Origin of the sequence: Curtobacterium sp. MCBA15_016 (assembly GCF_001865105.1) — a bacterium.
GTDB lineage: Bacteria > Actinomycetota > Actinomycetes > Actinomycetales > Microbacteriaceae > Curtobacterium.
In genome coordinates, this window is sequence record NZ_MJGR01000008.1 from 48,110 (window position 1) to 71,330 (window position 23,221).

Genomic DNA, 23,221 nt, shown 5'->3' on the forward strand with positions numbered 1-23,221 from the left:
ACAAATACCGTGGTACGGTCGGGTCATGGCAGTCGAACTCAGCACCCGGACCACCCGGGGCACCCAGGCGACACCGACGTTCTCCACCATGCGGTTCCCCGCGGGTGAAGCACACGTCAAGGTCGCACACGACGCCGACGCGGGGGACCTCATCGAGATCGCGACCCTGCGCGGCACGAACGGCGACGACCTCCTCATGCTCGGCATGTGGGCGGACGCCGTCCGGCAGCGCGGATCCCGGTCCGTCGCCCTCGTCCCGTACCTGCCCGGCGCCCGGCAGGACCGCGGCCTCCCCTTCGGCGCGAAGGTCTACGCGGACGTCGTCAACGGCTTCGGGATCGACCAGGTCATCGCGTTCGACCCGCACTCGCCGGTGATCGTCGACCTGGTGGAGCGCCTGACCGTGGTCACGAGCGAGACCGTCGTCCGCGACCAGGTCGTCGCCGGCTCGGACTACAGCGGGATCATCGCCCCCGACAAGGGCGCGGTCGCGCGGGCCTCCGCCGTCGCCGACGCCTGCGGGCTGCCGGTGTTCCGCGCCGAGAAGCACCGCAACCCGGACACCGGCAAGCTCGACGGCTTCACGTGTGAGCCGCTGCCGGACACCGGTCGCCTGCTCGTCGTCGACGACATCTGCGACGGCGGCGGCACGTTCATGGGCCTCGCGACCGCGACGGGGCTGACGAAGGACCGCCTCGGCCTCTGGGTGTCGCACGGCGTCTTCTCCGGCCGGGCCCCGCAGCTCGCCGAGCACTTCGGGGAGATCGTCACGACGGACTCCTACCCCGCGCAGAACGCCATCGAGGGCCTGCGCACGATCGAACTCACCCCCTACCTGACGGAGCAGATCCGATGACGCAGACCGACACCACCACGACCGGCACCACCGGCATCGCGCCCCGCCTCACCGGCCCGAGCCCGATCGCCCCGCTCCTCGCCGTCGACGGCTACAAGCACTCGCACCGGCAGGTCTACCCGGCCGGCACCACCCGGATCCTCATCAACTGGACGAACCGTTCGAACGCGCACATGCCCGAGTCGACGCACGCCGTGGTGTTCGGCCTGCAGGCGTTCATCCAGCGCTCCCTCGTCGAGGCGTGGGCGCCGTTCTTCGCCGCGGACGAGGACGAGGTCGCCGGCCTGTTCGAGCAGGCACTGCAGGGGTACTTCGGCCCGAACCACATCGGCACCGACCACGTCCGGGCACTCCACCGCCTCGGGTACCTCCCGCTCGAGATCCGCGCGCTCCCCGAGGGAACCCTCGCCCCGATCGGCGTCGCGACCCTCACCGTCGAGAACACCGTCGACGAGTTCTTCTGGCTGCCGAACTACATCGAGACGGCCCTGTCGGCCTCGATCTGGCACCCGTCGACCGTCGCGACGAAGGCACTCGAGTACCGCGACCTCATGGAGGACTGGGCCGCCCGCACCGGCGCCGACCCGGCCAGCATCGACTTCGCCGCGCACGACTTCTCCTTCCGGGGGCAGTCGAGCATCGAGTCGGCCGCGGCCGGTGGCGCCGGGCACCTCCTCTCGTTCCTCGGCACCGACTCGATGCCGTCGCTCGACTTCATCGACCGCTACTACCCGGGTGACAACGGCTGGGTGGCCGCGAGCGTCCCGGCCACCGAGCACAGCGTGATGTGCGTGCGCGGCGCCGAGGGCGAGCTGGCGACCTTCGAGCAGATCCTCGACGTGTACCCGACGGGCATCGTGTCGGCCGTGAGCGACGGGTTCGACCTCTTCAAGGTGATCACCGAGACGCTCCCGCAGTTGAAGGACCGGATCACGGGTCGCGACGGCAAGCTCGTCATCCGCCCGGACTCGGGCGACCCGGTGGACATCGTCACCGGCACCGTGCACGGGGTCGACACCGCGGCGCTGACCGACCCGGCCCGCAGCCACGAGGAGAAGGGTGTCGTCGAGCTCCTCGACGAGATCTTCGGGCACACCGTGAACGACCAGGGCTTCAAGGTCCTCGACCAGCACATCGGCGTGATCTACGGCGACAGCATCACCCTCGACCGTGCCCGCCGCATCTACGAGCGACTCGCCGCCAAGGGCTACGCGAGCGACAACATCGTGCTCGGCATCGGCTCGTACACGTACCAGTACATGACCCGCGACAACCTCGGCAGCGCGGTCAAGGCCACCTGGGCGCTGGTGGACGGCGAGCCCGTCGACATCCAGAAGGACCCGAAGACGGGCAGCGGCAAGAAGAGCGCGAAGGGCCGGATCGCCCTGCACCGCGACGAAACCGGCGAGATCCGCCAGACCGACCAGGCCACCGCAGAGGACGAGGCGACGAGCCTGCTCCAGCCCGTGTGGGTCGACGGCCGGTTCCGGGTCCTGCAGTCGTTCGCGGACGTGCGGGAGACCCTCCGCCGCGAACGCACCGAGCGCGCCGACCGCGCGGCCCGTCGGGCGACGGCGTGACCGACGCCACCTCGGCGGCCCGCGACCAGCCGCTCATCGCGATCGACGTCGTCCCGATGTCGTTCACGACGAGCGACGGGTTGCGGGTCGCCACCGCGCGTCGGCAGTACGCGCCGTACGCGGGCCAGGAGGCGCTCCCCGGCGTGCTCCTGGAGGGTGCGGAACTCCTCGCCGACGGTGCACGACGCGCACTGCGGACCAAGACCGGGATCGACGCGGCGACGGTCCGGCACCTCGCGCAGATCGGCGCGTTCGACGGACCCGACCGCGACCCGCGGAGCGCCGCGATCAGCGTCGCCTTCCTGGCCGTCGTGGCACCGGCGGTGACGACCCCGACGCCGGCCGCGGCGGCCGCTGTGGTGGCCCCGCCCTCGGCCGCGGGACCCGCGGTCTGGCGCGTGCCCGGGGGAGACGACCCGCGCCTCCCGTTCGACCACGACGCGATCATCCGAGCCGCCCTCGACCACGTCCGCACCCGGATCTGGCGCGACCTGCCGCTCACGCGCGCGTTGCTCGGCGAGGTGTTCACCACCTCCGACGCCTCCGCGCTGCAGACCGCACTGACGGGCGTGCAGCCGGACCCGGGCAACACGAACCGGGCGCTGCGGACCAACCCGGCGCTCGTCCGGGCCGACGCGTCGGCCACGGCCGCGGTCCGTGGCGGTCGTCCCCCGGCAACCTGGACGTGGGTGGACTGATCGCGGTTGGGTGGGGGCATGCCCTCCGCCCCGCTGTCCGGTGACACCTCGTTCGCGTTCCCGGAGTACACCGACCCGCCAGCATCACCGTTCGACGTCGCCCGCACCTGGATCGACGAGGCGCGGGACGGCGACGTGTCCGAGCCGATGTCGATGACGCTCGCCACCGCGGGGTCCGACGGCCGGGTCTCGGCGCGGACCGTGGACGTGAAGCGGCTCGACGACCGCGGGCTCGTGTTCGGGACCTCGACGCTCAGCCCGACGGGCCGGCAGCTCGACGACAACCCGTTCGCCGCGCTCCAGGTGTACTGGCGGGAGACCATGCAGCAGCTGCGGTTCGAGGGCCGGGCCGTGCAGCTCTCCGACGCGGAGTCCGACGCGCTGTTCGCCGACCGGTCGCCGAAGTCCCGCGCCGCCACCGCGATCGCCGACCAGTCCTCGGTGCTCGAACCCCGGACGCTGCAGGACCTCATCGACGACGCGAACGCGCTGCTCGACGAGTCCGAGGACGACGTGCCCCGCCCGGAGGGCTGGGTGGCGTGGCGACTCGAGCCGGACCGCGTCGAGTTCTGGCACGGCAGCCGCGACCGGATGCACCGGCGGTTGCAGTACGTGCTCGCCGACGGTGCCTGGTCGGCGGCGCGGCTGCAGCCGTAGCGCGGCGCGGGCGGCGGGCTCCGCCCGACGTCGAACCACGGAACCGACATCGAACCAGCCGCGCACGCTGGTTCGATGTCGGATTCCTGGTTCGTCACACGCGCCGCGGCCGCGCGCCCCGCGCCGCGCGCCCGCGCTACCGCGCGATCGGGTTCGGCATCGCCCCCGCCCGGATGAGCGACGACGACTGGTCCGCCAGGTCCACCATCGACAGCGTGTTCCGCAGCTGCAGCCGGTTGAGGCACGAGTGCTCGAACGCCGGCACCCGCAGGTCCAGCGGCCGCCGGCGCTCCGGGTGGGCCGCGGCGTGCGCGTCGACGCACTCCCCCACCACCTGCCAGAACCGCGACTCCGGCAGGACCCCGTCGTCGTCGAGGATCGCCGCGACGAAGCGCAGCACCCCGTCGAACACGTCGGTGAACACGGCCAGCGCCGCTTCGTCGTCGTCCACCGGGTGCACGATGCGCTCGATGTCGGCGGGCACCGGGCGGTCGGCGTGCCGCCCGAGCACCGCGACCTCTTCGCCGATGTCCTTCATCACCGCGCGCACCACGACCCCGTCACGGACGACGAGCACGAGGTTCTCGCCGTGCGGCATGAACACCAGGTCGTGCACGGTCAGACAGTGCACCACGGGCAGCAGGTACGCGTCGAGCCAGCGCCGCACCCACTCGTCGGCAGGCAGCCCCGATGCCTCGATCAGCGCCGACACGACGGCGTCACCCGAGGCGTCCCGGTGCAGCAGCGCCGCCATCGTCAGCAGTCGCTCGCCGTCGGTCACCCGCGGCAGCGGGCTCTCCCGCCACAGCGCCGCGAGCATCTTCCGCTGCGGTGAGGACACGTCGACCCGGTGGTAGGCGTCCCCGGTGTACCCGATGGCCGCGTGCTCCCGGAGCACCGAGAACCCGGCGCCGGCCAGCGTCTCGTCCGCGGACACGAGTGCCGCGACCCAGTCGTTCACCGCCGGGGTGTTCCGCATGTACGCGGGCGACATCCCCCGCAGGAACCCCATGTTCTGCACGGCGAGCGCCGTCTTGACGTAGGAGCGCTCCGGGCGGGAGCGGTCGAACGCCGTCCGGATCGACTGCTGCGGCTGGTACTCGTCCGGTCCCTCGCCGAGGTCGACCAGGTCCTGCCGCCCGAGGTCCGGCGCGAACGTGACGGCGATCCGGTGCTGCCACTGCCACGGGTGCACGGGGATCCAGACGTAGTCGTCGGGGTCGAGTCCTCGGGACACCAGCACGGCCCGGAACCCGGCGGTGGTCTCCGGGTCGAGCTCGGCCGCCCAGTGGTCGCGCTCGGTGCGGTCCGCGGCGAGCGCGAGGTGCGTGCAGGCCCGGCGCGCGGCGAGCCAGCGGTAGCGGAACCGACCGCCGGCCTCGGGAGCGTAGGCGCGGTACTCGTCGAGCCCGAACCCGATCCGCCCGTTCGCCGCCACGAACGCCGGGTGCCCCTCGGTCATCGCCGACTCGACGTCCTGGAACGACGCGACGACGCGGTCGGCCCCCTCCGTGCGCCCCCGTGCGAGCTGCGCGGCTGATGGCCCACCGCGACGGCGCTTCGCGGCGGCGCTCGCGAGGGTGGAGGCGATCTCCTCGAGGTACGTGCCGAGCAGCGCGTCGGGGACCCCGAGCACGTCGCGCAGCTCGAGGACGAGGTCCTGCGCGCTGAGCGGGGCCGCCGCACCGGCACGGGTGCGGGTCAGCGACGTCTCGTCGATCGACCAGTGCTCGAGCACGTGCCGGCGCGCGCGGAACCGGTAGGTCGACTCCCCCGCGTCGAGCCGCCAGGCGTCGCCGTCCGGCTGCGGTTCCACGAGGCGCTCGTGCGTGAACTCGGCGATCGCCTTCGCCACGAGGTGCCGCTGGGCCGGTTCGAGGTGCTCCGGCCGGAGGTGCGCCGCGGGCCCGTCGCCCTCGGGCAGCCCGATCCGGTCGGTGTCGAGCACGGACAACAGGGCACGCTTGCCGTCGACGTCGACCTCGCGCAGCACGCGGAACCCGACCTCGGCGTTCTTCGCGTGCACGGCGGTGTTCCGGACGTCGGGCTCGACGACGACGCGGCGTGCTCCGAGGACGTCGCGGCAGTGCTCGACGACGGTGCGCATGACGGCGCTCGTCAGTCCGTGCACCCGTCCGTCGGCGGGCGGCGGCGCGACGAGCAGGTGCATGCCGACGTCGCCGGGTTCGGCGGCGAACACGTCGGTGAGCAGGACCCGTGCCGGGTCGTACGTCTCCGCGAGGAACACCGGGACGCCGTCACGACGGCCGAGCCACGCGGCCTGCGCGGGATCCGCCTGCACGTCCGCGAGGTACGTCCGCACCGCGTCGACGTCGACGTGCCCCATGCCCCACCACGACGACGCGGGGTGCGCGAGCCACGACTGCACGAGGGCGGCGTCACGATCCGGGTCCACGGGTTCGACGGCCAGGAGGCGCGGCTCGGCGCCGCCGACCTGGGTCACGTCCGGCAGGGTGGTCGCGACGACGGTCATGCGGAGACCTCCGCGCGCTCGGTCGCGTGCCGGGGCGGCGCGCCGTCCGCGGTGCTGCCACGTGCCGTGGAGCGGGCGGAGGCGGGCAGGCCGAACTCCTGGAAGGCGATCCGTGCCTCCAGGCCGTAGACGGGCCGACCCGTGACGGACCGGATGATCGACGCGTTCCGCCACGCCCCCATGCCGAGGTCGGGTGCGGTGAGGCCGTGCGTGTGCTCCTCGGCGTTCTGCACCCAGATGCGGCCGCCGAGTCGGTCGACGTGGTGGTCGCGTGCGACCGCCAGGCGCCCCCGGGAGTCGCGGGCGACGAGGTGCTCGACCGGTGCGAGGAACGCCGCGGACCGCGGTCGGTACCCGGTCGCCAGGACCAGCCGCTCGACCTCGTGCTCGTACGTCTCGCCGAGCTGCTCGTGCCGGAGGGTCAGCCGGTACGTCCCCCGGTCCGCCAGCCAGACGGCGTCGACCACGCTGGTCTCGGTGCGGAGCGTCGTCGGGACCGGTCCCGGCGCGCTGAGCCGGTACAGCTGGTCGTACAGCGCGTCGACGAGGTCCGCGCTGATGCCCTTGTACAGCCCGCGCTGCTCGCGACCGAGGTGGTCGCGGACGTCCTCGGGCAGGGCGTGGAAGTGGTCCGTGTACTCCGGGCTCGTCATCTCGAGCGTGAGCTTGGTGTCCTCCATCGGGAAGAACCGCGGCGAGCGGGTGATCCAGTCGAGGCGGTAGCCGTCCCGCCGGACGTCCTCGAGCAGCTCGCGGTAGACCTCGGCGGCGGACTGGCCGCTGCCGATCACCGCGATCGACCCGGCACGGCGCAGGGCGTCACGGTTCGGCAGGAACTCGGCGGAGTGGATCGCCGGCCCGTCGATGCCCCGCAGGGGTGCGGGGACGGACGGCTCCGTGCCGATGCCGACGACGACGTGGCGTGCGCGGTACGTCTCGGGGCCCTGATCGGTCTCAGCGTGCACCGTGAACAGGTCGGTCGTCACGTCGTGCTCGACGGCCGTGACCCGGCGGCCCCAGCGGAGGGTGTCGAGCCGGTCGGCGGCCCACCGGCAGTACGCGTCGTACTCGCTGCGGAGGGGGTGGAAGTCCTCGCGGATGTAGAACGGGTAGAGCCGACCGGTCTCCTTGAGCCACGCCAGGAACGAGAACGGCGAGGTCGGGTCCGCCATCGTCACGAGGTCCGCCATGAACGGCACCTGGATCGTGGCGTCGTCGAGCATCATGCCGTGGTGCCAGGCGAAGCCGTCGGCGGCGTCGAGGAACACCGCGTCGAGGTCGTCGAGCGGGTCGGTGAGGCAGGCGAGGCCGAGGTTGAACGGCCCGATGCCGATGCCGATCAGGTCGTGGACGGGGCGGTCGGCGGTCTGGCCTGCGGACCGGAGGTCGTCAGCGGTGGTCATCGCGTTGCTCCTTCCGGGGCGGAGGTGGTCGCGCGGACGCGCGCTGCCGTCGCCGCGACGTGGTCGAGCGAGGCGCGCATCTGCGTCGGGGTCGTCTCCGGGTTGAGCAGCGTCAGCTTGTTGCAGGGGCGCCCGTCGATCACGGTCTTCGCGATGAGCACCCGCCCCTCGGCGAGGAGGGCCGCCCGGATCGGAGCCACCAGTGCGTCGGCGTCCGCGTCGGTCACGCCGGCGGGCTGCCACCGGAACAGCACGGTGCTGAGCTGCGTCGGCGCGACGAGCACGAGGTCCGGGTGCTCGTCGACGATCGCGTGCGTCGCCGCCGCGAGGTCGATCACCGCGTCGAACGCCCGCCCGACGGCCTCGGCGCCGGACGCTCGGAGGGTCGCCCAGAGCTTCAACGCGTCGAACCGCCTGGTGGTCTGCAGGGACTTGTCGACCTGGTTCGGCTCGGCGGCGTCCTCGGGGTTGAGGTAGTCCGCGTACCAGGCCGTGCGGCGGAGGTCGGCGGGGTCGCGGACGACCAGGGCGCTCGACGACACCGGCTGGAAGAACGACTTGTGCAGGTCGGCGGTCACGCTCCGCGCACGCTCGATCCCGTCGAGCAGGTGCCGACGGGTCGGGGACACGAGCAGGCCGCAGCCGTACGCGGCGTCGACGTGGAGCCAGACGTCCTCGAGGTCGCACACGTCGGCGATCGGCTCGAGCGGGTCGATCACGCCGCGGTCGGTGGTGCCCGCCGTGGCGACGACGGCCATCGGGGTGCGGCCGGCCGTGCGGGCCGCGGCGATCGCCTCGGCGAGGGCCGCGGGACGCATCCGGCCGGCCTGGTCGGTGGGGACGTCGACGACCGCGTCGTCGGGGAGGCCGAGGAGCCGGGCGGACTTGCGGACGCTGAAGTGGGACTCGGCGGTGGCGAAGACGGTGAGCATCGGGGCCGTCGCGGCCGTCGCAGCCGTCGCTGCCTCTCGCGCCAGCAGCAGCGCCTGCAGGTTCGACTGGGACCCGCCCGAGGTGAACACCCCGTCACCGCCCGCGAACCCGATGCGCCCGGCGAGCCACGCCACCACGTGCCGCTCGATGTCGGTCCCGATCCGCGACTGGTCCCAGGTGTCCACCGAGGTGTTCACGGCGGCGAGCACCGACTCCGCCGCGACCGCGGGCAGCGCGACGGGGCAGTTGAGGTGGGCGAGGTACGCCGGGTCGTGGAACCAGACGGCCTCGCGGACGAACAGGTCGTCGAGCTCGGCGAGCGCCCGGTCCGTCCCGAGGGGTTCCGCGTCGAGGTCGACGGCGGCGACACGGGCCCGGAGTTCGTCCGCGGCGGTGTCGGTCGTCGGTCGGTCGACGTCGGAGATGCGGTCCGCGAGCCGGTCGACCGTCGTGGTGACGGTGGTCCGGTAGCGCTCGGCGTTGGCAGAGGTCAACAATTCGATGAGGGCTGTCACGTTAGGTAAGGCTAACCTCACCTCGCCTCGATTGTCACGCACGGCAGCACGCTCCCGACATGGCCGGGCGCGTCGGCGTCAGGGGCTCAGCGCCTCAGAGCTTCTCGATGGGCGCGATCTTGATGAGGAGCTTCTTGCGGCCCGCGGAGTCGAACGCGATCTCGGCGATGCGCTTGGCGCCGATGCCGGTCACGGCCGAGACCGTCCCCTCGCCGAAGTCGACGTGCTTGATGCGGTCGCCGGCCACGAGCTCCATGTCGCCGTTGTCGCGGACCTGCCCGGACACGCGGTTCGCCCACTCGGTCTTCGGACGGGTCTTCTGCGCTGCGGCCGCCCGGTCGTACGAGCCACCGCCCCAGCCGCCACCGCCGCGGTACCCGCCGCCGGCGCCGCCGCCCGAGCCGCCGACCCCGCCGCCCCGTCGGGCGTTGAGGGCCCGGGGTTCGGTCCCGCCGCGGCTGTTCGCCATGCCGGGAGACTGCTTCCACTCGATGAGCCCCTCGGGGATCTCCTGCAGGAAGCGGGACGGCATCGCCACGTTGACGTCACCGAACTGCGCGCGGGTCATCGCGAGCGACAGGAAGAGGGACTTCTTGGCGCGGGTGATCCCCACGTAGAAGAGCCGGCGTTCCTCGGACGGACCACCCGGCTCGTTCGCCGACATCCGGTGCGGCAGCAGGTCTTCCTCGACGCCGGTGAGGAACACCGCGTCGTACTCGAGCCCCTTCGCCGTGTGCAGGGTCATGAGCGACACGGTTCCCGACGAGTCGTCGAGCTCGTCCGCCGCGGCGACGAGGGAGACCTCGGTCAGGAAGTCGGACAGCGTGCCCTCGGGGTTGTTCTTCTGGAACTCCCGCGTCACCGCGACGAGCTCATCGATGTTGTCCGCACGGGCGGCGTCCTGCGCGTCGGGCGACTTCCGGAGGTTCTCGAGCAGCCCCGAGCCGTCGAGCAGCTGCGTGAGGGTGTCCACGACCGGCTGGGTACCGGCGCGGGACGAGACGTCGTCGAGCAGGGCGGCGAAGGCCGTGATCGCGTTGCGCACCTTCGGCCCGAACCCGAGTTCGTCGGCGTGCCGGAGGGCGTCCCGCATCGTCGTCTCGTGCTCGTCGGCGTAGCGCTGCAGGGTGGTCTCGGTGACCGCGCCGATGCCGCGCTTCGGGACGTTGAGGACCCGTCGGAGCGCCATCGGGTCGGCCGGGTTGGCGACGGTGATCAGGTACGCCATGGCGTCCTTGATCTCGGCGCGCTCGTAGAACTTCGTGCCGCCGAGGACCCGGTACGGGATCGCCGCACGGATGAAGATCTCCTCGAGCGCACGGGTCTGCGAGTTCGTCCGGTAGAAGACGGCCATGTCGCGGTAGGACATGCCGTCCTCGTGCAGGCGCTGGATCTCGTCGGCGACGAACTGGGCCTCGTCGTGCCCGGTGTAGCCCGTGAACCCGACGATCTTGTCGCCCGCACCGACGTCCGTGAACAGGTTCTTCGCCTGCCGGTCGAAGTTGTTCGCGATGACGGCGTTCGCGGCGTCGAGGATGTTCTGCGTCGACCGGTAGTTCTGCTCGAGCAGGACGACCTTCGAGTTCGGGAAGTCCCGCTCGAACTCGACGATGTTGCGGATGTCCGCCCCGCGGAAGGCGTAGATGGACTGGTCGGAGTCGCCGACGACGGTCAGCGACGCCGGGGCGATCGACCCGTCGGCCTCGCGCATGCGGGCCACGTGCTGCCCGGCGTCCTCGAGCTTGTCCACCTGCTCGACCGGGACCGGCCGTGTGAGCTCGCGGATGAGGGCGTACTGCGCGTGGTTGGTGTCCTGGTACTCGTCGACGAGGATGAACCGGAACCGGCGCTGGTAGAGCGCGGCGACCTCGGGGAAGGCACGGAAGAGGAACACCGTCTGGCCGATGAGGTCGTCGAAGTCGAACGCGTTCGCCCGGCGCAGCTCGTTCGTGTACCGCCGGAAGACCTCGGTGAACATGACCTCTTGCGGGTCGTTCGCGTTGATGTTCCGGGCGTAGGAGTCGATGTCCTGCAGCTCGTTCTTGAGCTTCGAGATCTTCGAGGCCGCAGCGCCGACGGTCAGCCCGAGCGAGTCCGCCTCGAGCTCCTTGATGATCCGCTTGAGCAGCGCCTTCGAGTCGGCGGAGTCGTAGATCGTGAACGACTGCGCGAACCCGAAGCGCTCGGCTTCGCGCCGGAGGATCCGCACGCACGCCGAGTGGAAGGTGGAGATCCACATCCCCTCGGACGCCTGCCCGACGAGCGCCCGCACGCGCTCGCGCATCTCGGCCGCGGCCTTGTTCGTGAAGGTGATCGCCAGGATCTGCGACGGCCAGGCTTCTCGGTTGGCGAGCAGCAGCGCGATGCGGCGGGTCAGCACGCTCGTCTTGCCGGAGCCCGCACCCGCCACGATGAGCAGGGACTCGCCGCGGTACTCGACGGCTTCCTTCTGCTGGGGGTTCAGACCCGCGGTGAAGGGGTCGTCGTAGGCGCGGTCACCGGCGCCGGAACCGTCAGCACGGCCGGGCGTCGAGTCGAAGGGGTCGAGCACGATCGTCATGTCCGGGACAGTCTAGGCCGGGCCTCCGACAGCCGAGCGGGCGAGCACGGCCAGGTCGGTGTGGTCGGCGAAGACCCCGTCGACGCCGGTGCGGACGACCGAGGTGAACCACCGCTCCCAGTCGCCGAACGCCGCGACCTCGCCGCCGCGACGCAACGGCGCCGGCAGGAAGCGGTTCTCCGGCCGCAGCGTCCACGTGTACACGGCGAGCCCGGCTTCGTGCGCGCGGTCGACGACGGCGCTCCGCACGGGTGCCGGATCCTCGAGCGCGACGCTGTCCACCCCGGCCATCAGCGTCCCCAGGTCGACGCTGATGCCGTGGAACTCCGTCGCGAAGGCCGTGAGCGCGTCGTCGGACCGCTCGGCCGCGTAGGTGGGAGCCAACGACCCGTGGGACGCGACCTCGTCCGCCGCGCTGCCCCGCGCCTCCTGGAGGTAGACGAGCCGCCCGCCGGTCCCGCGCTCCCGGAGGTCCCGCAGCACGCCCTTCTCGAAGCTCTCGACGGTGAGGCGCTCGTCCCCGCGCCACCCGGTCTCGGCGAGGACCCCGTCGAGGAGCTGCCCCATCGGGAAGCCCGCTCGGTCGAAGAAGTCGGCGTGCTTGACCTCCGCGACGAGTCCGACCGGCCGTGGAGCCGCGTCGAGGATCGCGAGCAGGTCCTCGAGGCGGAGGACCGGCTCCTCGCCGTCGTGCTCCGCCGACCCCGGTCGCAGGGCGGGGAGGCGCTCGCGGGTCCGCAGCGTCCGCAGCTCGGCCCACGTGAAGTCCTCGGTGAACCAGCCCGTCGTCTTCTGCCCGTCGACCGTCTTCGTCGTGCGCAGGTGCCGGAACTCGGGGTGGTCTGCGACGTCGGTCGTGCCGGAGACCTCGTTCTCGTGCCGCAGCACCAGCACGCCGTCCTTCGTGGGCACGAGGTCCGGCTCGATCGCGTCGGCACCGAGTTCGATCGCGAGCTCGTAGGCGCTCCGCGAGTGCTCGGGACGGTAGCCGGACGCGCCGCGGTGGGCGATCACCAGGGTCATGGCCCCGACACTACGGCCACATCCGGCGCGCGGCGTCCCGGGGCCGGTAGGTTCACGGCATGGGGCTCGCGCGGGGGTGGAAGCGGAGCAGCGTCGCCGCGGCGACGGTGCTGGTCGGCGTCGCCGCGTGGGTCGTGCCGGCCTCCGGATCGGCGCCCCTGCACCTCGCCGAGGACGGGGGCGAGGTCTGCATGGAGGGTCGCACGGACGCCACCGTCGGCATCGCGATGCTCGACCACCCGACGGGCGACCCGATCGTCGTCAGCGCGGTGTCCGCACCGGGGGACGGCGTGCGCATCGTCGACGCGTTCGTGGTCCGGTACCCGCACGGTGCGTCGGACCCGGTCCGGTACGGGACGGACGAGTGGCCGGTCCCCGCACACTGGGGCGAGCCGGCACCGGCGCTCGGCGCGTCGGTCGCCGCGGGCGATGCCGCCGACCTCGTCGTGCACGTCCGCCGTGATGCGCGCGACGGCGGCACGGTCGGTCCGGTGCGGGTCGCGTACACGCAGGGCGCGCGGCTGTGGTCGGAGACGACCGGTACCGAGGTCTCGCTGCGCGCGCACTGCTGATCCAGGAGGCACGGCGCAGGTCCGCCTCGACCCGCACCGTGAGCGGTCGGCGGGCTCGGGGCCGGTTCGGGGCGCGCACGCAGCGCACGACCGTAGGCTGCGCTCGTCGGGTCCCCACGGGGCCGCTTCCGCTCGCCGCGAATCCTCAGCCTTCCGCGACCGAGCCCACCTAGGCTGAGAGGACTCGAATCTCCAAGGAAGAGGACACCATGGCCTTCAAGCCCGGTTTCGACCAGTCCCCCGCCTTCAACAACCAGGGGCCCAACACCTGGGGTGGGCGCGGCGCTGGTCAGCAGCAGGCCGGCTGGGGACAGACCCCGCAGCAGGCACAGGGCGGGATGACCCCCGAGCAGCTGCAGTACATGTACGATCGCCCGGCGGCCAGCACGGTCGACACGGACCGCATGTCGTACGAGGACACCATCGTCAAGACGCTGCTCGCGTTCGGCGTGCTCGTCGTGGGTGCCGTGGCCGGCTGGAACGCACCGATGATCGTCTGGATCATCGGCGCCGTCGCCGGGTTCGTGCTGGCGCTCGTCAACATGTTCAAGAAGAAGCCGTCGCCCGGGCTCGTCCTGGCGTACTCCTTCGCCCAGGGACTGTTCGTCGGTGGCATCTCGCACTACTACCAGAACGCGTTCGGCGGCATCGTCGTGCAGGCCGTGTTCGGCACGCTCGGTGTCTTCGCCGTGACGCTCGCGCTGTTCGCCTCCGGCAAGGTCCGCGCGACGCCGAAGGCCACGCGCTTCTTCCTCGTCGCGATGGTCGGGTACCTGGTGTTCTCGCTCATCAACCTGGTCCTCATGTGGACCGGCGTGACGCAGACCGCGTTCGGTGCCCTCGGGTTCGAGATCTTCGGCATCCCGCTCGGCGTGATCATCGGCATCCTCGTCGTGGTCATGGCGGCGTACTCGCTGATCCTCGACTTCGACCAGATCCAGACCGGCGTCCGTCGTGGCGCTCCCCGGATCTACGCGTGGACGGCGGCGTTCGGGCTCATCGTCACGATCGTGTGGCTGTACCTCGAGATCCTGCGCATCCTCGCCATCGTGGCGAGCAGCCAGCGCAACTAGTACTCGGCACGACCCGAAGGGCCCCGGCGAACACGCCGGGGCCCTTCGTCGTTCCCGGGTCAGGGGCGGCCGACGACCCTCCCACGCCGAGATCGCATGACATGCCGCACGTGCATCGCCGAGGTCGCACAACGTGCCGCCCGTGCATCGCCGAGGTCGCACAACGTGCCGCACGACCTCGCCGCGAGCGGCAGATCGTGCGACTTCGCCGCACGCACGACCTCGCCGCACGCACGACCTCGCCGACCGGCCTCCGGACGCGGGACGGCCCGGCACGCAGGACGCGTGCCGGGCCGTCAGCGCGGGAGGACTACTCCCACTCGATCGTCCCCGGCGGCTTCGACGTGACGTCGAGCACGACCCGGTTCACGTCGGGCACCTCGTTCGTGATGCGGTTCGAGATCTTCGCGAGGGTGTCGTACGGCAGGCGCGTCCAGTCGGCGGTCATGGCGTCTTCCGACGAGACCGGACGGAGCACGATGGGGTGGCCGTACGTGCGACCGTCGCCCTGGACGCCCACGGAACGGACATCGGCGAGCAGGACGACCGGGCACTGCCAGATCTCCTCGTCGAGGCCGGCCGCGGTGAGCTCTTCGCGGGCGATCTTGTCGGCCGCGCGGAGCAGCTCGAGACGGTCCTTCGTGACCTCGCCGACGATGCGGATGCCGAGCCCCGGGCCGGGGAACGGCTGGCGACCGACGATGACCTCGGGCAGTCCGAGCTCGCGACCGACGGCGCGGACCTCGTCCTTGAACAGGGTGCGGAGCGGCTCGACGAGCTCGAACGTCATGTCGTCGGGGAGACCGCCGACGTTGTGGTGCGACTTGATGTTCGCCGTTCCCGAGCCACCGCCGGACTCGACGACGTCCGGGTAGAGCGTGCCCTGCACGAGGAACTTGACCTCGGCATCAGAGTCGGAAGCCTGGGCCTCGAGCACCAGCGCCTCGGCCGCGGCCTCGAACGTGCGGATGAACTCGCGCCCGATGATCTTGCGCTTCTGCTCCGGGTCGCTCACGCCGGCGAGGGCGTCGAGGAACTGCTGCTCGGCGTCGATCGTGATGAGCCGCACACCGGTGGAGGCGACGTAGTCCTCTTCCACCTGCTTGCGCTCGTCGGCGCGGAGGAGCCCGTGGTCGACGAAGACGCAGGTGAGCTGGTCGCCGACGGCCTTATGCACGAGCGCCGCGGCGACGGCGGAGTCGACGCCACCGGAGAGTCCGGCGATGACCCGGGCGGCACCGACCTGTGCGCGGATGCGTTCGACCTGCTCCTCGATCACGTTCGCGGAGTTCCAGTCACCGGGGAGCCCGGCGGCACGGTGCAGGAAGTTCTCGAGCACGGCCTGGCCGTACACCGAGTGCTTGACCTCGGGGTGCCACTGCACGCCGTAGAGCTTGCGCTCGTCGGAGGCGAACGCGGCGACGGGGGTCGAGGCGCTGGACGCGAGGACCTCAAAGCCCTCGGGTGCCTTCGCCACGGAGTCGCCGTGGGACATCCAGGTCACCTGCGACTCCGGCTGGTCGCCGAGGAGTGTGCTCGTGCCGGGCGAGAGCGTGACGTCGGTCGCGCCGTACTCGCGCAGCCCGGTGTTCGCCACCTCGCCACCGAGCGCGGTCGCCATGGCCTGGAAGCCGTAGCAGATGCCGAGCACGGGGACGCCGAGGTCGAGGATGTCGCCGTCGAGCGCGGGCGCACCGGTCTCGTACACGGACGACGGGCCGCCGGACAGCACGATGGCCGCGGGGTCCTTCGCACGGACCTCGTCCGCCGTGATCGAGTGCGGGACGATCTCGCTGTAGACGTTCGCTTCACGGACCCGACGCGCGATGAGCTGCGCGTACTGGGCACCGAAGTCGACGACGAGGACGGGACGCTGTTCGGTCTCGCTCACCGAGCGGCCTCCTTCTCACGCTGCTGGGCAGCGGTCAGCTCGTGGTAGGTGTCCATGGCGATCTTCTGCATGCGGTGCTCGACCACGAACGACATGAACGGGATGATGCCCCCGAGGGCGATGAGCAGGAAGCGGATCGGCTTCCAGCGCATGATGCTCCACAGACGGAAGTCGGTGAAGAGGTAGAGCACGTACAGCCAGCCGTGGGCGATGAGGATGCCGATCGACAGGTTGAAGGTGCCGGGCTCCTTGCCCGCCGTGCCCTCCGGCACGAAGAACGCACCGCCGCCGAGCTGCATCTCGAGGTGCAGCGGCGTGTACTTGATGACCATCTCGACCACCAGGGCGAGCAGCAGCACGCCGGTGATGTACGCCGAGACGCGGTACCACTTCACCGCGCCCGGGATCTTCGGGATGTCGCGGGTACGGACGGTCAGAGCCATATCGGCCATCCTACCGTCGGTCGACGAGGGCACCGTCGACGCTGAGTGCGGCCTCACGCCGCTCTTCTTCCTCACGCTCCCAGGCGTCCTTCACGAACCGGTACCAGAGGAAGACGGCGAACCCGGCGAACACGACCCACTCGATCGCGTAGAACAGGTTGAGCCAGTCGAACTGGACCTCGCGCGAGGGCGCCCGGTCGGCGATCGTGCCGAGGTCGGCCGCCTTCGCCGTGGTGCCGTCGGCGACGACGTACCCGAGGTACATCCGGTCGTCGAACGCCTTCCACGTGTTCACGAACCGGGCCGGCGCGACCGCCGAGTACTCGCCCTTGTCGTAGGTGTCCTGGTCGGGCGACTCGGCCGGGTAGTAGCGCCCCTCGACCGTGAGCCGCGTGCCGTCCGCCAGACGGTCACCACCGGCGACGGCGGCGGACCGCTGGTCGGACCACCCGATCACCACCGGGAGGCTCGCCCCGCTCGTGTCGTCCACCAGGTGTCCGACGGTCTGGTACGTCCCGCCACCGGTCCGGCCGGTCAGGACGGTGGTGTCACCGGCGACGAACGTCCCCGTGACCGTCACCTTCTGCCCGGCCATCTTCTCGGTCGCGGGCTGCATCGGCCCGGTCACGGCGTCGAGGCTCTTCCGGTTCTCGGTCGTCGCGGGGAGGGGGGTGCCGTTGGCGATGCTCCGCTCGAGCTGCCACTTGCCCAGCCCGGCGAACACCGCCGCGAGCACGAGCGCCAGCAACAGCAGCGCGATCCACCTCGGTCGTCGGGCTACGGCCCACATCTGTATCAGTACTCCGGATCGCGCTGGCGGACCGGGCGCTCGGGGCGCTCGGCGGGGGTCTCGACCGACGACGTCCGGGGCTCGGACACCGTCTCCGGAGACTCATTCTCCCGCTCTTGGCTGCCAGCGGCCTCCACCAGGGCGAACTCCTCGGCGAACTGGCGGTCCCGCTCCGCCCGACGAGCGGCAGCGGCGGCGTCCGACTCGGCCTCTGCCGCCTCGGCCGCGGCAGCCGCTGCGACCGCTCGACGGCCGCCGAGACGCGTCCGCAGGCGTGCCAGACGGGCCGGGCGGATCACGAGGCGACCGATGCGGTCCGAGTTGACCGCGAGCAACGGCCCGAGGATCGCCATGACGAGGACGTACAGACCCGCGAAGGCGGTGATGCGGGCTTCGAGCCCGGCAGCGGCCGAGAGCGTCGCGAGGATCAGCGCGAACTCGCCGCGGTTCACCAGGATGACGGCGGTGTTGATCCCCTGCTGGATGTTGAAGCCGTTCATGCGCGCGACGAGCTGTCCCGCGATGGCGTTCAGCGCGACGGTCATGCCGATCGCACCGAGCACCGGCCAGAGCACCTCGCCGAAGGTCGACAGGTCGAGCCCGAGCCCGAAGTTCACGAAGAAGAACGCCGCGAACACGTCGCGCATCGGCAGGGCGAGCTGCTCGATGCGGTCGCGGTAGCGCGTGGCGCCGCAGAGCAGGCCGATCACGAACGCCCCGATCGCGTCCGTGACACCGAGCAGGTCGCCGATGCCGCCGAACATGACCGCGAGGCCGAAGAACAGCACGGTGAACAGCTCGTCGTCACGGGTCGCGAAGATCCGGGACACCCACTTGCCGGCGAACCGGGCCAGCGTGAACATCACGACGAGGAACCCGAACGCGAGCGCGAGCTTGCCGACGACACCCCACACGTTCGTGTCGCCGGAGAGGACCACCGAGACGATCGCGAGGTAGATCGCGATGAAGACGTCCTCGATCACGGTGACGCCGAGGATCATCGGGGTCTCGTCGTTCGCCAGGCGACGGAGCTCGATGAGGAGCTTCGTCACGATCGCGCTCGACGAGGTCGCCGTCATGCCGGCGATGATGAGGGCTTCGCGGGTGCCCCACCCGAGCGAGAACCCGAAGGCGAACCCGACGCCCATGTTGATGGCGACGTACGTGCCACCGGACACCAGGAGCTTGCCGGCGTTGCCGTAGAACTCTTCCTGGTCGAACTCCAACCCGAGGTTGAACAGCAGCAGGATGAGCCCGAACGTCGCGATCAGCTCGATCGTGTGCGACTCGACGTTCAGCCCGATCCACGGGGTGTGGGGACTCGCGATGAGCCCCACGACCATGTAGATCGGGATCGCGGGCAGCCCGATCGTCTTGCCGAGTCGTCCGAGGACGTAGGCGATGATGAAGAGGATGCCGATGGTGAGGAGCTCACCACCCAGGTGCACGGGCTAGCTCCTCGGCGGGGCCTCGGCCGCAGCGGCCGCAAGCTCTCCGCTGCGGTAGAACGAGAACGCCTTCGCGACCTTCTCGGGTGCACCGGCGACGACGATGGTGTCGCCCGGGAACACGACGAAGTCGGACGACGGGGCCGGGTTGGCGCTGTCACCACGGACGACCGCCACGACGGTCAGGCCGATGAAGCCCGAGTCGTGCAGGTCGCCGAGGGGCTTGCCGGCGATGGCGTCGTCGTAGTCGACCGAGAACCAGTCGATGCTGAGGCCCGGGATCTCGTCGAGCTTGTCGAGACCCTCGGTGATGCGCGTGCCGCCGAGGAGTTCGGCGAGCGTGTGCGCCTCGTCCTCACTGAGGCGCAGCGACACCTTCTCCGACTTGTCGGCGCCGTCCGAGACGTCGGCGAAGGAGATGAGGTCGGAGTGACCCGACCGGTGCGTGATGACACCGCACTTGCCACCGTCGTCGGTGTAGAAGCTGTGCAGCACGCCGACTCCGGGGAGTTTGACGCGATGGACGTCGACCATGATGGCTCCCTTTCGAGTACCCCGATGATAACCACCGCGATGGTCCGTCCATTCCGTTCCGCTACAGTCCGGTGGACGGGGAAGACAGGGGGAACGCTGTGGACGAGCAGGACAGGACCAACCGGCTGGTGGCCGGCACCGGGATCGCGGTGGTGGCACTCTACGCCGCACTGCTCGCCGTCCAGGCACTCGTGCTCGATCCGCTCGCCGCGGTGCCGGGCGCCTCGCTCGGCGAGGTCCACGCGGAACTCGAGCGCCAGGGCTTCGCGGTCGGCACCGACATCGCCGCCGTCGTCGGGATCGCCGTCGTCGGCGTCGCCCTGGCGATCGGCCTCGGCAGCTCCCTCGTCGTCACCCGTGCACGGCCGTACGTGACCGCCGCGGTCCTGCTCGGGGTGGTCGCGCTCGGCGGTCCGATGACCTGGTGGAGCGGCTTCTGGCTCGGCATGGACGTCGCCGACGCGTACGGCGTCGGCGGTGGAGCGCACACCGCCTGGGCCGGTGTCCTCCTCGTCACCAGCGCGATCGCGCTGGCCGCGGTCCCCTTCGTCCTCGTGATCGGCCAGGCGATCAGTGCACGCCGGACCACGCACCGGTCGCGCGCTGCCTGACGGAGCCGACCCGCGCCTCCAGGCAGTCGAGAGCCAGGAGGCACGGGGCGCGTCCTACTCGGGCTCGCTCGTCTTCTCGCCGACCACCTGCTCGTCGGACGCCTTGGCACCCTCGGCACCGCTCGACCGGCCACCGCCGACCACCACGTCGTCCTCGTCGAAGCCGAAGGCGATGTCCGGCGCCTCGAGCCGCACGCGGTCCGCCGAGGCGTCGTCGGGCTGCAGCTGCGACTCGCGTTCCGCGGCGACGCGCTTGAGGTAGTTCGAGACCTCGTTCTCGGTGGTCTCCTGGTCCCAGCCGAGCACGTCCGCCATGAGCTTCGCGGCGACGGGCGCCGCCGACTCACCGCGGTCCCACGCCTCGATCGAGATGCGGGTGCGGCGGGCGAGGACGTCCTCGAGGTGCAGGGCGCCCTCGTGCGAGGCCGCGTAGACGACCTCGGCGCCGATGTAGTCGTCGGCACCGGGGAGCGGCTCGGCGAGGGACGGGTCCTGCTTCACGAGCCGCAGCACCTCGGTCGCGAGCGTGCCGTAGCGGTTGAGCAGGTGCTCGATGCGGACCTTGTGCACGCCGAAGCTCCGCGCGGTGCGGCCGCGTCGGTTCCAGGCGGCGGGGTAGCCCTCGGCACCGAGCAGTGGGATGTCCTCGGTGGTCGAGCCCGGGATCTTCCCGTCCATCGCCGCGACGGCCTCGTCGATGGCGTCCTTGCCCATCACGCGGTACGTGGTCCACTTGCCGCCGGCGACGACCACGAGCCCGGGGACCGTGTGCGCGACGACGTGCTCGCGGCTGAGCTTCGACGTCTGGTCGGACTCCCCCGCGAGCAGCGGCCGGAGTCCGGCGTACACGCCCTCGACGTCCTCACGCGTGAGCGGGACCGCGAGGACCTTGTTGACGTGCTCGAGGATGTAGTCGATGTCCGCCGCGGTCGCCGCCGGGTGCGCCTTGTCGAGGTACCAGTCGGTGTCCGTCGTGCCGACCAGCCAGTGCCGGCCCCACGGGATCACGAAGAGCACGCTCTTCTCGGTGCGGAGGATCATGCCCGTGTTCGACTGGAAGCGGTCGCGTGGGATGACCAGGTGCACGCCCTTCGACGCCCGCACCTTGAACTGCCCACGGGTACCGACCATCGCCTGGGTGTCGTCCGTCCAGACGCCCGTCGCGTTGACGACCTGCTTCGCGCGGATGTCGAACTTCTCGCCCGTCTGGATGTCGTGCGCGTGCGCGCCCACGACCCGCTCCCCGACCTTGATGAAGCCCTCGATGCGGACGCGGCTCGCGGCGGAGGCGCCGTACGACGCCGCCGTGCGCACGAGCGACGCGACGTACCGGGCGTCGTCGACCTGGGCGTCGTAGTACGTCATGCCGCCGACGAAGGCGTCCTTCTTGAGGCCGGGCATGTTCTTGAGGACCTGGCTCCGGCTGAGGTGCCGGTGGTGCGGGACCCCCGGCGGCCGACCACCGGACCAGCTGAAGACGTCGTACATCGCCATGCCGATGCCGATGTAGAAGCGCTCCCACACGCGGTGGTTGAGCGGGTAGAGGAAGCGGACGGGCTTCACGAGGTGCGGGGCGATGCGCTGCAGCAGGAGGCCGCGTTCGATCAGTGCCTCGCGGACGAGCGCGAAGTTCAGCTGCTCGAGGTAGCGGATGCCGCCGTGGACGAGCTTCGACGACCGGCTCGAGGTCCCCGAGCCCCAGTCGCGGGCCTCGACGATGCCGACGCTCAGGCCACGGGTGACGGCGTCGAGTGCGCTGCCGCCACCGACGATGCCACCGCCGACCACCAGGACGTCGAGCTCCTTGGTCTTCAGGGTCTCGATGGCGGCCGCGCGTTCGTCGGGACCGAGCTTCGCCGACGGGTCGAACCCCACCCCCGGGGCGGCGGTCTCGGGCCGGGCGGGCCGGGTCGCGCTGGACGTGCTCGTGCTGGTCTTCGCCATCGTCGCCTCCGTGTCACGGTGACGCCGGGCGTCACCCGCGCCGGAGTGCGGGTGCCACCGTCAGTTCCGGTGGTACGGCGCCACGACCACTTCTACTCGCTGGAACTCCTTGACGTCGGAGTATCCGGTCGTGGCCATCGATCGACGCAGGGCGCCGACGATGTTCGCGCGGCCGTCCCACGTCGGGGTGGGGCCGTTCAGGACGTTCTCGAGCGGGGCGATCGTGCCGACCTCGACCCGGCGGCCGCGCGGCAGCTCCGGGTGGTGCGCCTCGGCACCCCAGTGGAACCCACCGCCGGGGGCCTCGGTCGCGCGGGCCAGTGCGGTGCCGAGCATCACGGCGTCGGCGCCCATCGCGATGGCCTTGACGACGTCGCCGGCGGTGTCGAGCCCGCCGTCGGCGATGACGTGCACGTAGCGGCCGCCGGACTCGTCCATGTAGTCACGGCGAGCGCCGGCGATGTCCGCGACGGCCGTGGCCATCGGGGCGTGGATGCCGAGGGCGGCCCGCGTGGTCGATGCCGCGCCGCCGCCGAAGCCGACGAGCACACCAGCGGCACCGGTACGCATGAGGTGCAGGGCCGCCGTGTAGGTCGAGGCGCCGCCCACGATCACCGGGACGTCGAGCTCGTAGATGAACTTCTTGAGGTTGAGCGGCTCGGTGTTCTGCGAGACGTGCTCGGCCGAGACCGTCGTGCCGCGGATGACGAACAGGTCGACACCGGCGTCGACGACGGTCTGCGAGAACTCCTGCGTGCGCTGGGGGCTGAGCGACCCGGCGACCGGGACACCGGCGGCGCGGATCTCGGCCAGGCGCGCGGTGATCAGCTCGGCCTTGACCGGCTCGGAGTAGATCTCCTGCATGCGCTTCGTGACGTTGCCGTCGGTGAGCGCCTTGATCTCGTCGAAGTAGGGCGTCGGGTCCTCGTAGCGGGTCCAGAGGCCTTCGAGGTCGAGGACGCCGAGCATGCCGAGCCGGCCCATCTGGATGACCGTCGCGGGCGAGGCGACGGAGTCCATCGGGGCCGAGAGGATCGGCGACTCGAACGTGAACGCGTCGATCGACCACTGCACGCTCACGTCACGCGGGTCACGCGTGCGCCGCGAGGGGACCACCGCGATGTCGTCGAACGCGTACGCCCGACGTCCGCGCTTGCCAGCACCGATCTCGACTTCACTCACCCGGCAAGCCTAGC

The 23,221-nt window shown here is 71.2% G+C and carries 19 protein-coding genes; 7 read left to right on the forward strand and 12 right to left on the reverse strand.

Features of this window, described 5'->3' with window-relative positions:
- The first annotated feature begins 25 nt into the window (after positions 1-25).
- The 4 genes from BIV03_RS04140 to BIV03_RS04155 are packed head-to-tail and all read left to right on the forward strand — an operon-like array spanning position 26 to position 3,791.
- Positions 26-856: a phosphoribosyltransferase family protein gene (locus tag BIV03_RS04140; protein ID WP_071294777.1), complete on the forward strand. Its 831-nt coding sequence runs from the start codon at positions 26-28 to the stop codon at positions 854-856.
- Positions 853-2,436, forward strand: coding sequence for a nicotinate phosphoribosyltransferase (locus BIV03_RS04145; protein ID WP_083403192.1), 1,584 nt, complete (start codon positions 853-855; stop codon positions 2,434-2,436). Before BIV03_RS04140 ends, BIV03_RS04145 begins: the two co-directional genes overlap by 4 nt.
- Entirely contained in the window at positions 2,433-3,134 is a 702-nt protein-coding gene (locus BIV03_RS04150) for an NUDIX domain-containing protein (RefSeq protein ID WP_083403193.1), read from the forward strand. Before BIV03_RS04145 ends, BIV03_RS04150 begins: the two co-directional genes overlap by 4 nt.
- 18 nt (positions 3,135-3,152) lie before the next feature.
- Entirely contained in the window at positions 3,153-3,791 is a 639-nt protein-coding gene (locus tag BIV03_RS04155) for a pyridoxal 5'-phosphate synthase (RefSeq protein ID WP_071294778.1), read from the forward strand.
- 136 nt (positions 3,792-3,927) lie between these two features.
- Here the strand turns inward: BIV03_RS04155 and BIV03_RS04160 are convergent, their stop codons facing one another.
- The 5 genes from BIV03_RS04160 to BIV03_RS04180 all read right to left on the reverse strand — a co-directional run bounded on the left by BIV03_RS04160 (position 3,928) and on the right by BIV03_RS04180 (position 12,719).
- Positions 3,928-6,285, reverse strand: coding sequence for a GNAT family N-acetyltransferase (locus BIV03_RS04160; protein ID WP_071294779.1), 2,358 nt, complete (start codon positions 6,283-6,285; stop codon positions 3,928-3,930).
- The gene (locus tag BIV03_RS04165) at positions 6,282-7,688 is read right to left on the reverse strand and encodes a lysine N(6)-hydroxylase/L-ornithine N(5)-oxygenase family protein (protein WP_071294780.1); all 1,407 of its coding nucleotides are present in this window, start codon (positions 7,686-7,688) and stop codon (positions 6,282-6,284) included. Before BIV03_RS04165 ends, BIV03_RS04160 begins: the two co-directional genes overlap by 4 nt.
- Positions 7,685-9,136, reverse strand: coding sequence for a pyridoxal-dependent decarboxylase (locus BIV03_RS04170; RefSeq protein ID WP_071294781.1), 1,452 nt, complete (start codon positions 9,134-9,136; stop codon positions 7,685-7,687). The genes BIV03_RS04165 and BIV03_RS04170 overlap by 4 nt, the downstream gene beginning before the upstream one ends.
- Positions 9,137-9,230: 94 nt before the next feature.
- Positions 9,231-11,696 carry an ATP-dependent helicase gene (locus BIV03_RS04175; RefSeq protein ID WP_071294782.1) on the reverse strand — a complete coding sequence of 822 codons (2,466 nt, stop codon included), beginning with the start codon at positions 11,694-11,696 and terminating at the stop codon, positions 9,231-9,233.
- A 12-nt stretch (positions 11,697-11,708) separates the two neighbouring features.
- Positions 11,709-12,719, reverse strand: coding sequence for a glycerophosphodiester phosphodiesterase family protein (locus BIV03_RS04180; RefSeq protein WP_071294783.1), 1,011 nt, complete (start codon positions 12,717-12,719; stop codon positions 11,709-11,711).
- 59 nt (positions 12,720-12,778) lie between these two features.
- Here BIV03_RS04180 and BIV03_RS04185 point away from each other — a divergent pair, with 59 nt between their 5' ends.
- Both BIV03_RS04185 and BIV03_RS04190 read left to right on the forward strand, forming a co-directional pair.
- Complete coding sequence (locus BIV03_RS04185) at positions 12,779-13,291, forward strand: hypothetical protein (RefSeq protein WP_071294784.1); 513 nt, start codon at positions 12,779-12,781, stop codon at positions 13,289-13,291.
- Between the two features lie 209 nt (positions 13,292-13,500).
- Positions 13,501-14,364 carry a Bax inhibitor-1/YccA family protein gene (locus BIV03_RS04190; protein WP_070417722.1) on the forward strand — a complete coding sequence of 288 codons (864 nt, stop codon included), beginning with the start codon at positions 13,501-13,503 and terminating at the stop codon, positions 14,362-14,364.
- A 310-nt stretch (positions 14,365-14,674) separates the two neighbouring features.
- On the opposite strand, the gene guaA is transcribed toward BIV03_RS04190, so the two are convergent.
- The 5 genes from guaA to BIV03_RS04215 are packed head-to-tail and all read right to left on the reverse strand — an operon-like array spanning position 14,675 to position 19,470.
- Positions 14,675-16,255, reverse strand: a complete 1,581-nt coding sequence (gene guaA, locus BIV03_RS04195; RefSeq protein WP_071294785.1) for a glutamine-hydrolyzing GMP synthase — start codon at positions 16,253-16,255, stop codon at positions 14,675-14,677.
- Positions 16,252-16,698, reverse strand: coding sequence for a DUF3817 domain-containing protein (locus BIV03_RS04200; RefSeq protein WP_070417720.1), 447 nt, complete (start codon positions 16,696-16,698; stop codon positions 16,252-16,254). Before BIV03_RS04200 ends, guaA begins: the two co-directional genes overlap by 4 nt.
- 10 nt (positions 16,699-16,708) lie before the next feature.
- Positions 16,709-17,488, reverse strand: coding sequence for an SURF1 family cytochrome oxidase biogenesis protein (locus BIV03_RS04205; protein ID WP_071294786.1), 780 nt, complete (start codon positions 17,486-17,488; stop codon positions 16,709-16,711).
- A 5-nt stretch (positions 17,489-17,493) separates the two neighbouring features.
- Positions 17,494-18,936: a cation:proton antiporter gene (locus tag BIV03_RS04210; protein ID WP_071294787.1), complete on the reverse strand. Its 1,443-nt coding sequence runs from the start codon at positions 18,934-18,936 to the stop codon at positions 17,494-17,496.
- A gap of 3 nt (positions 18,937-18,939) precedes the next feature.
- A complete protein-coding gene (locus tag BIV03_RS04215; RefSeq protein WP_022906983.1) occupies positions 18,940-19,470 on the reverse strand; it encodes a cation:proton antiporter regulatory subunit in 531 nt (176 codons plus the stop codon).
- Between the two features lie 98 nt (positions 19,471-19,568).
- Between BIV03_RS04215 and BIV03_RS04220 the strand changes: the two genes are divergently transcribed.
- A complete protein-coding gene (locus BIV03_RS04220; protein WP_071294788.1) occupies positions 19,569-20,081 on the forward strand; it encodes a hypothetical protein in 513 nt (170 codons plus the stop codon).
- A 54-nt stretch (positions 20,082-20,135) separates the two neighbouring features.
- On the opposite strand, the gene BIV03_RS04225 is transcribed toward BIV03_RS04220, so the two are convergent.
- Together BIV03_RS04225 and BIV03_RS04230 are read right to left on the reverse strand one after the other, a co-directional pair.
- Positions 20,136-22,025 carry a glycerol-3-phosphate dehydrogenase/oxidase gene (locus tag BIV03_RS04225; RefSeq protein WP_071294789.1) on the reverse strand — a complete coding sequence of 630 codons (1,890 nt, stop codon included), beginning with the start codon at positions 22,023-22,025 and terminating at the stop codon, positions 20,136-20,138.
- Between the two features lie 60 nt (positions 22,026-22,085).
- A complete protein-coding gene (locus BIV03_RS04230; RefSeq protein ID WP_071294790.1) occupies positions 22,086-23,207 on the reverse strand; it encodes a GuaB3 family IMP dehydrogenase-related protein in 1,122 nt (373 codons plus the stop codon).
- Between the last annotated feature and the right edge of the window lie 14 nt (positions 23,208-23,221).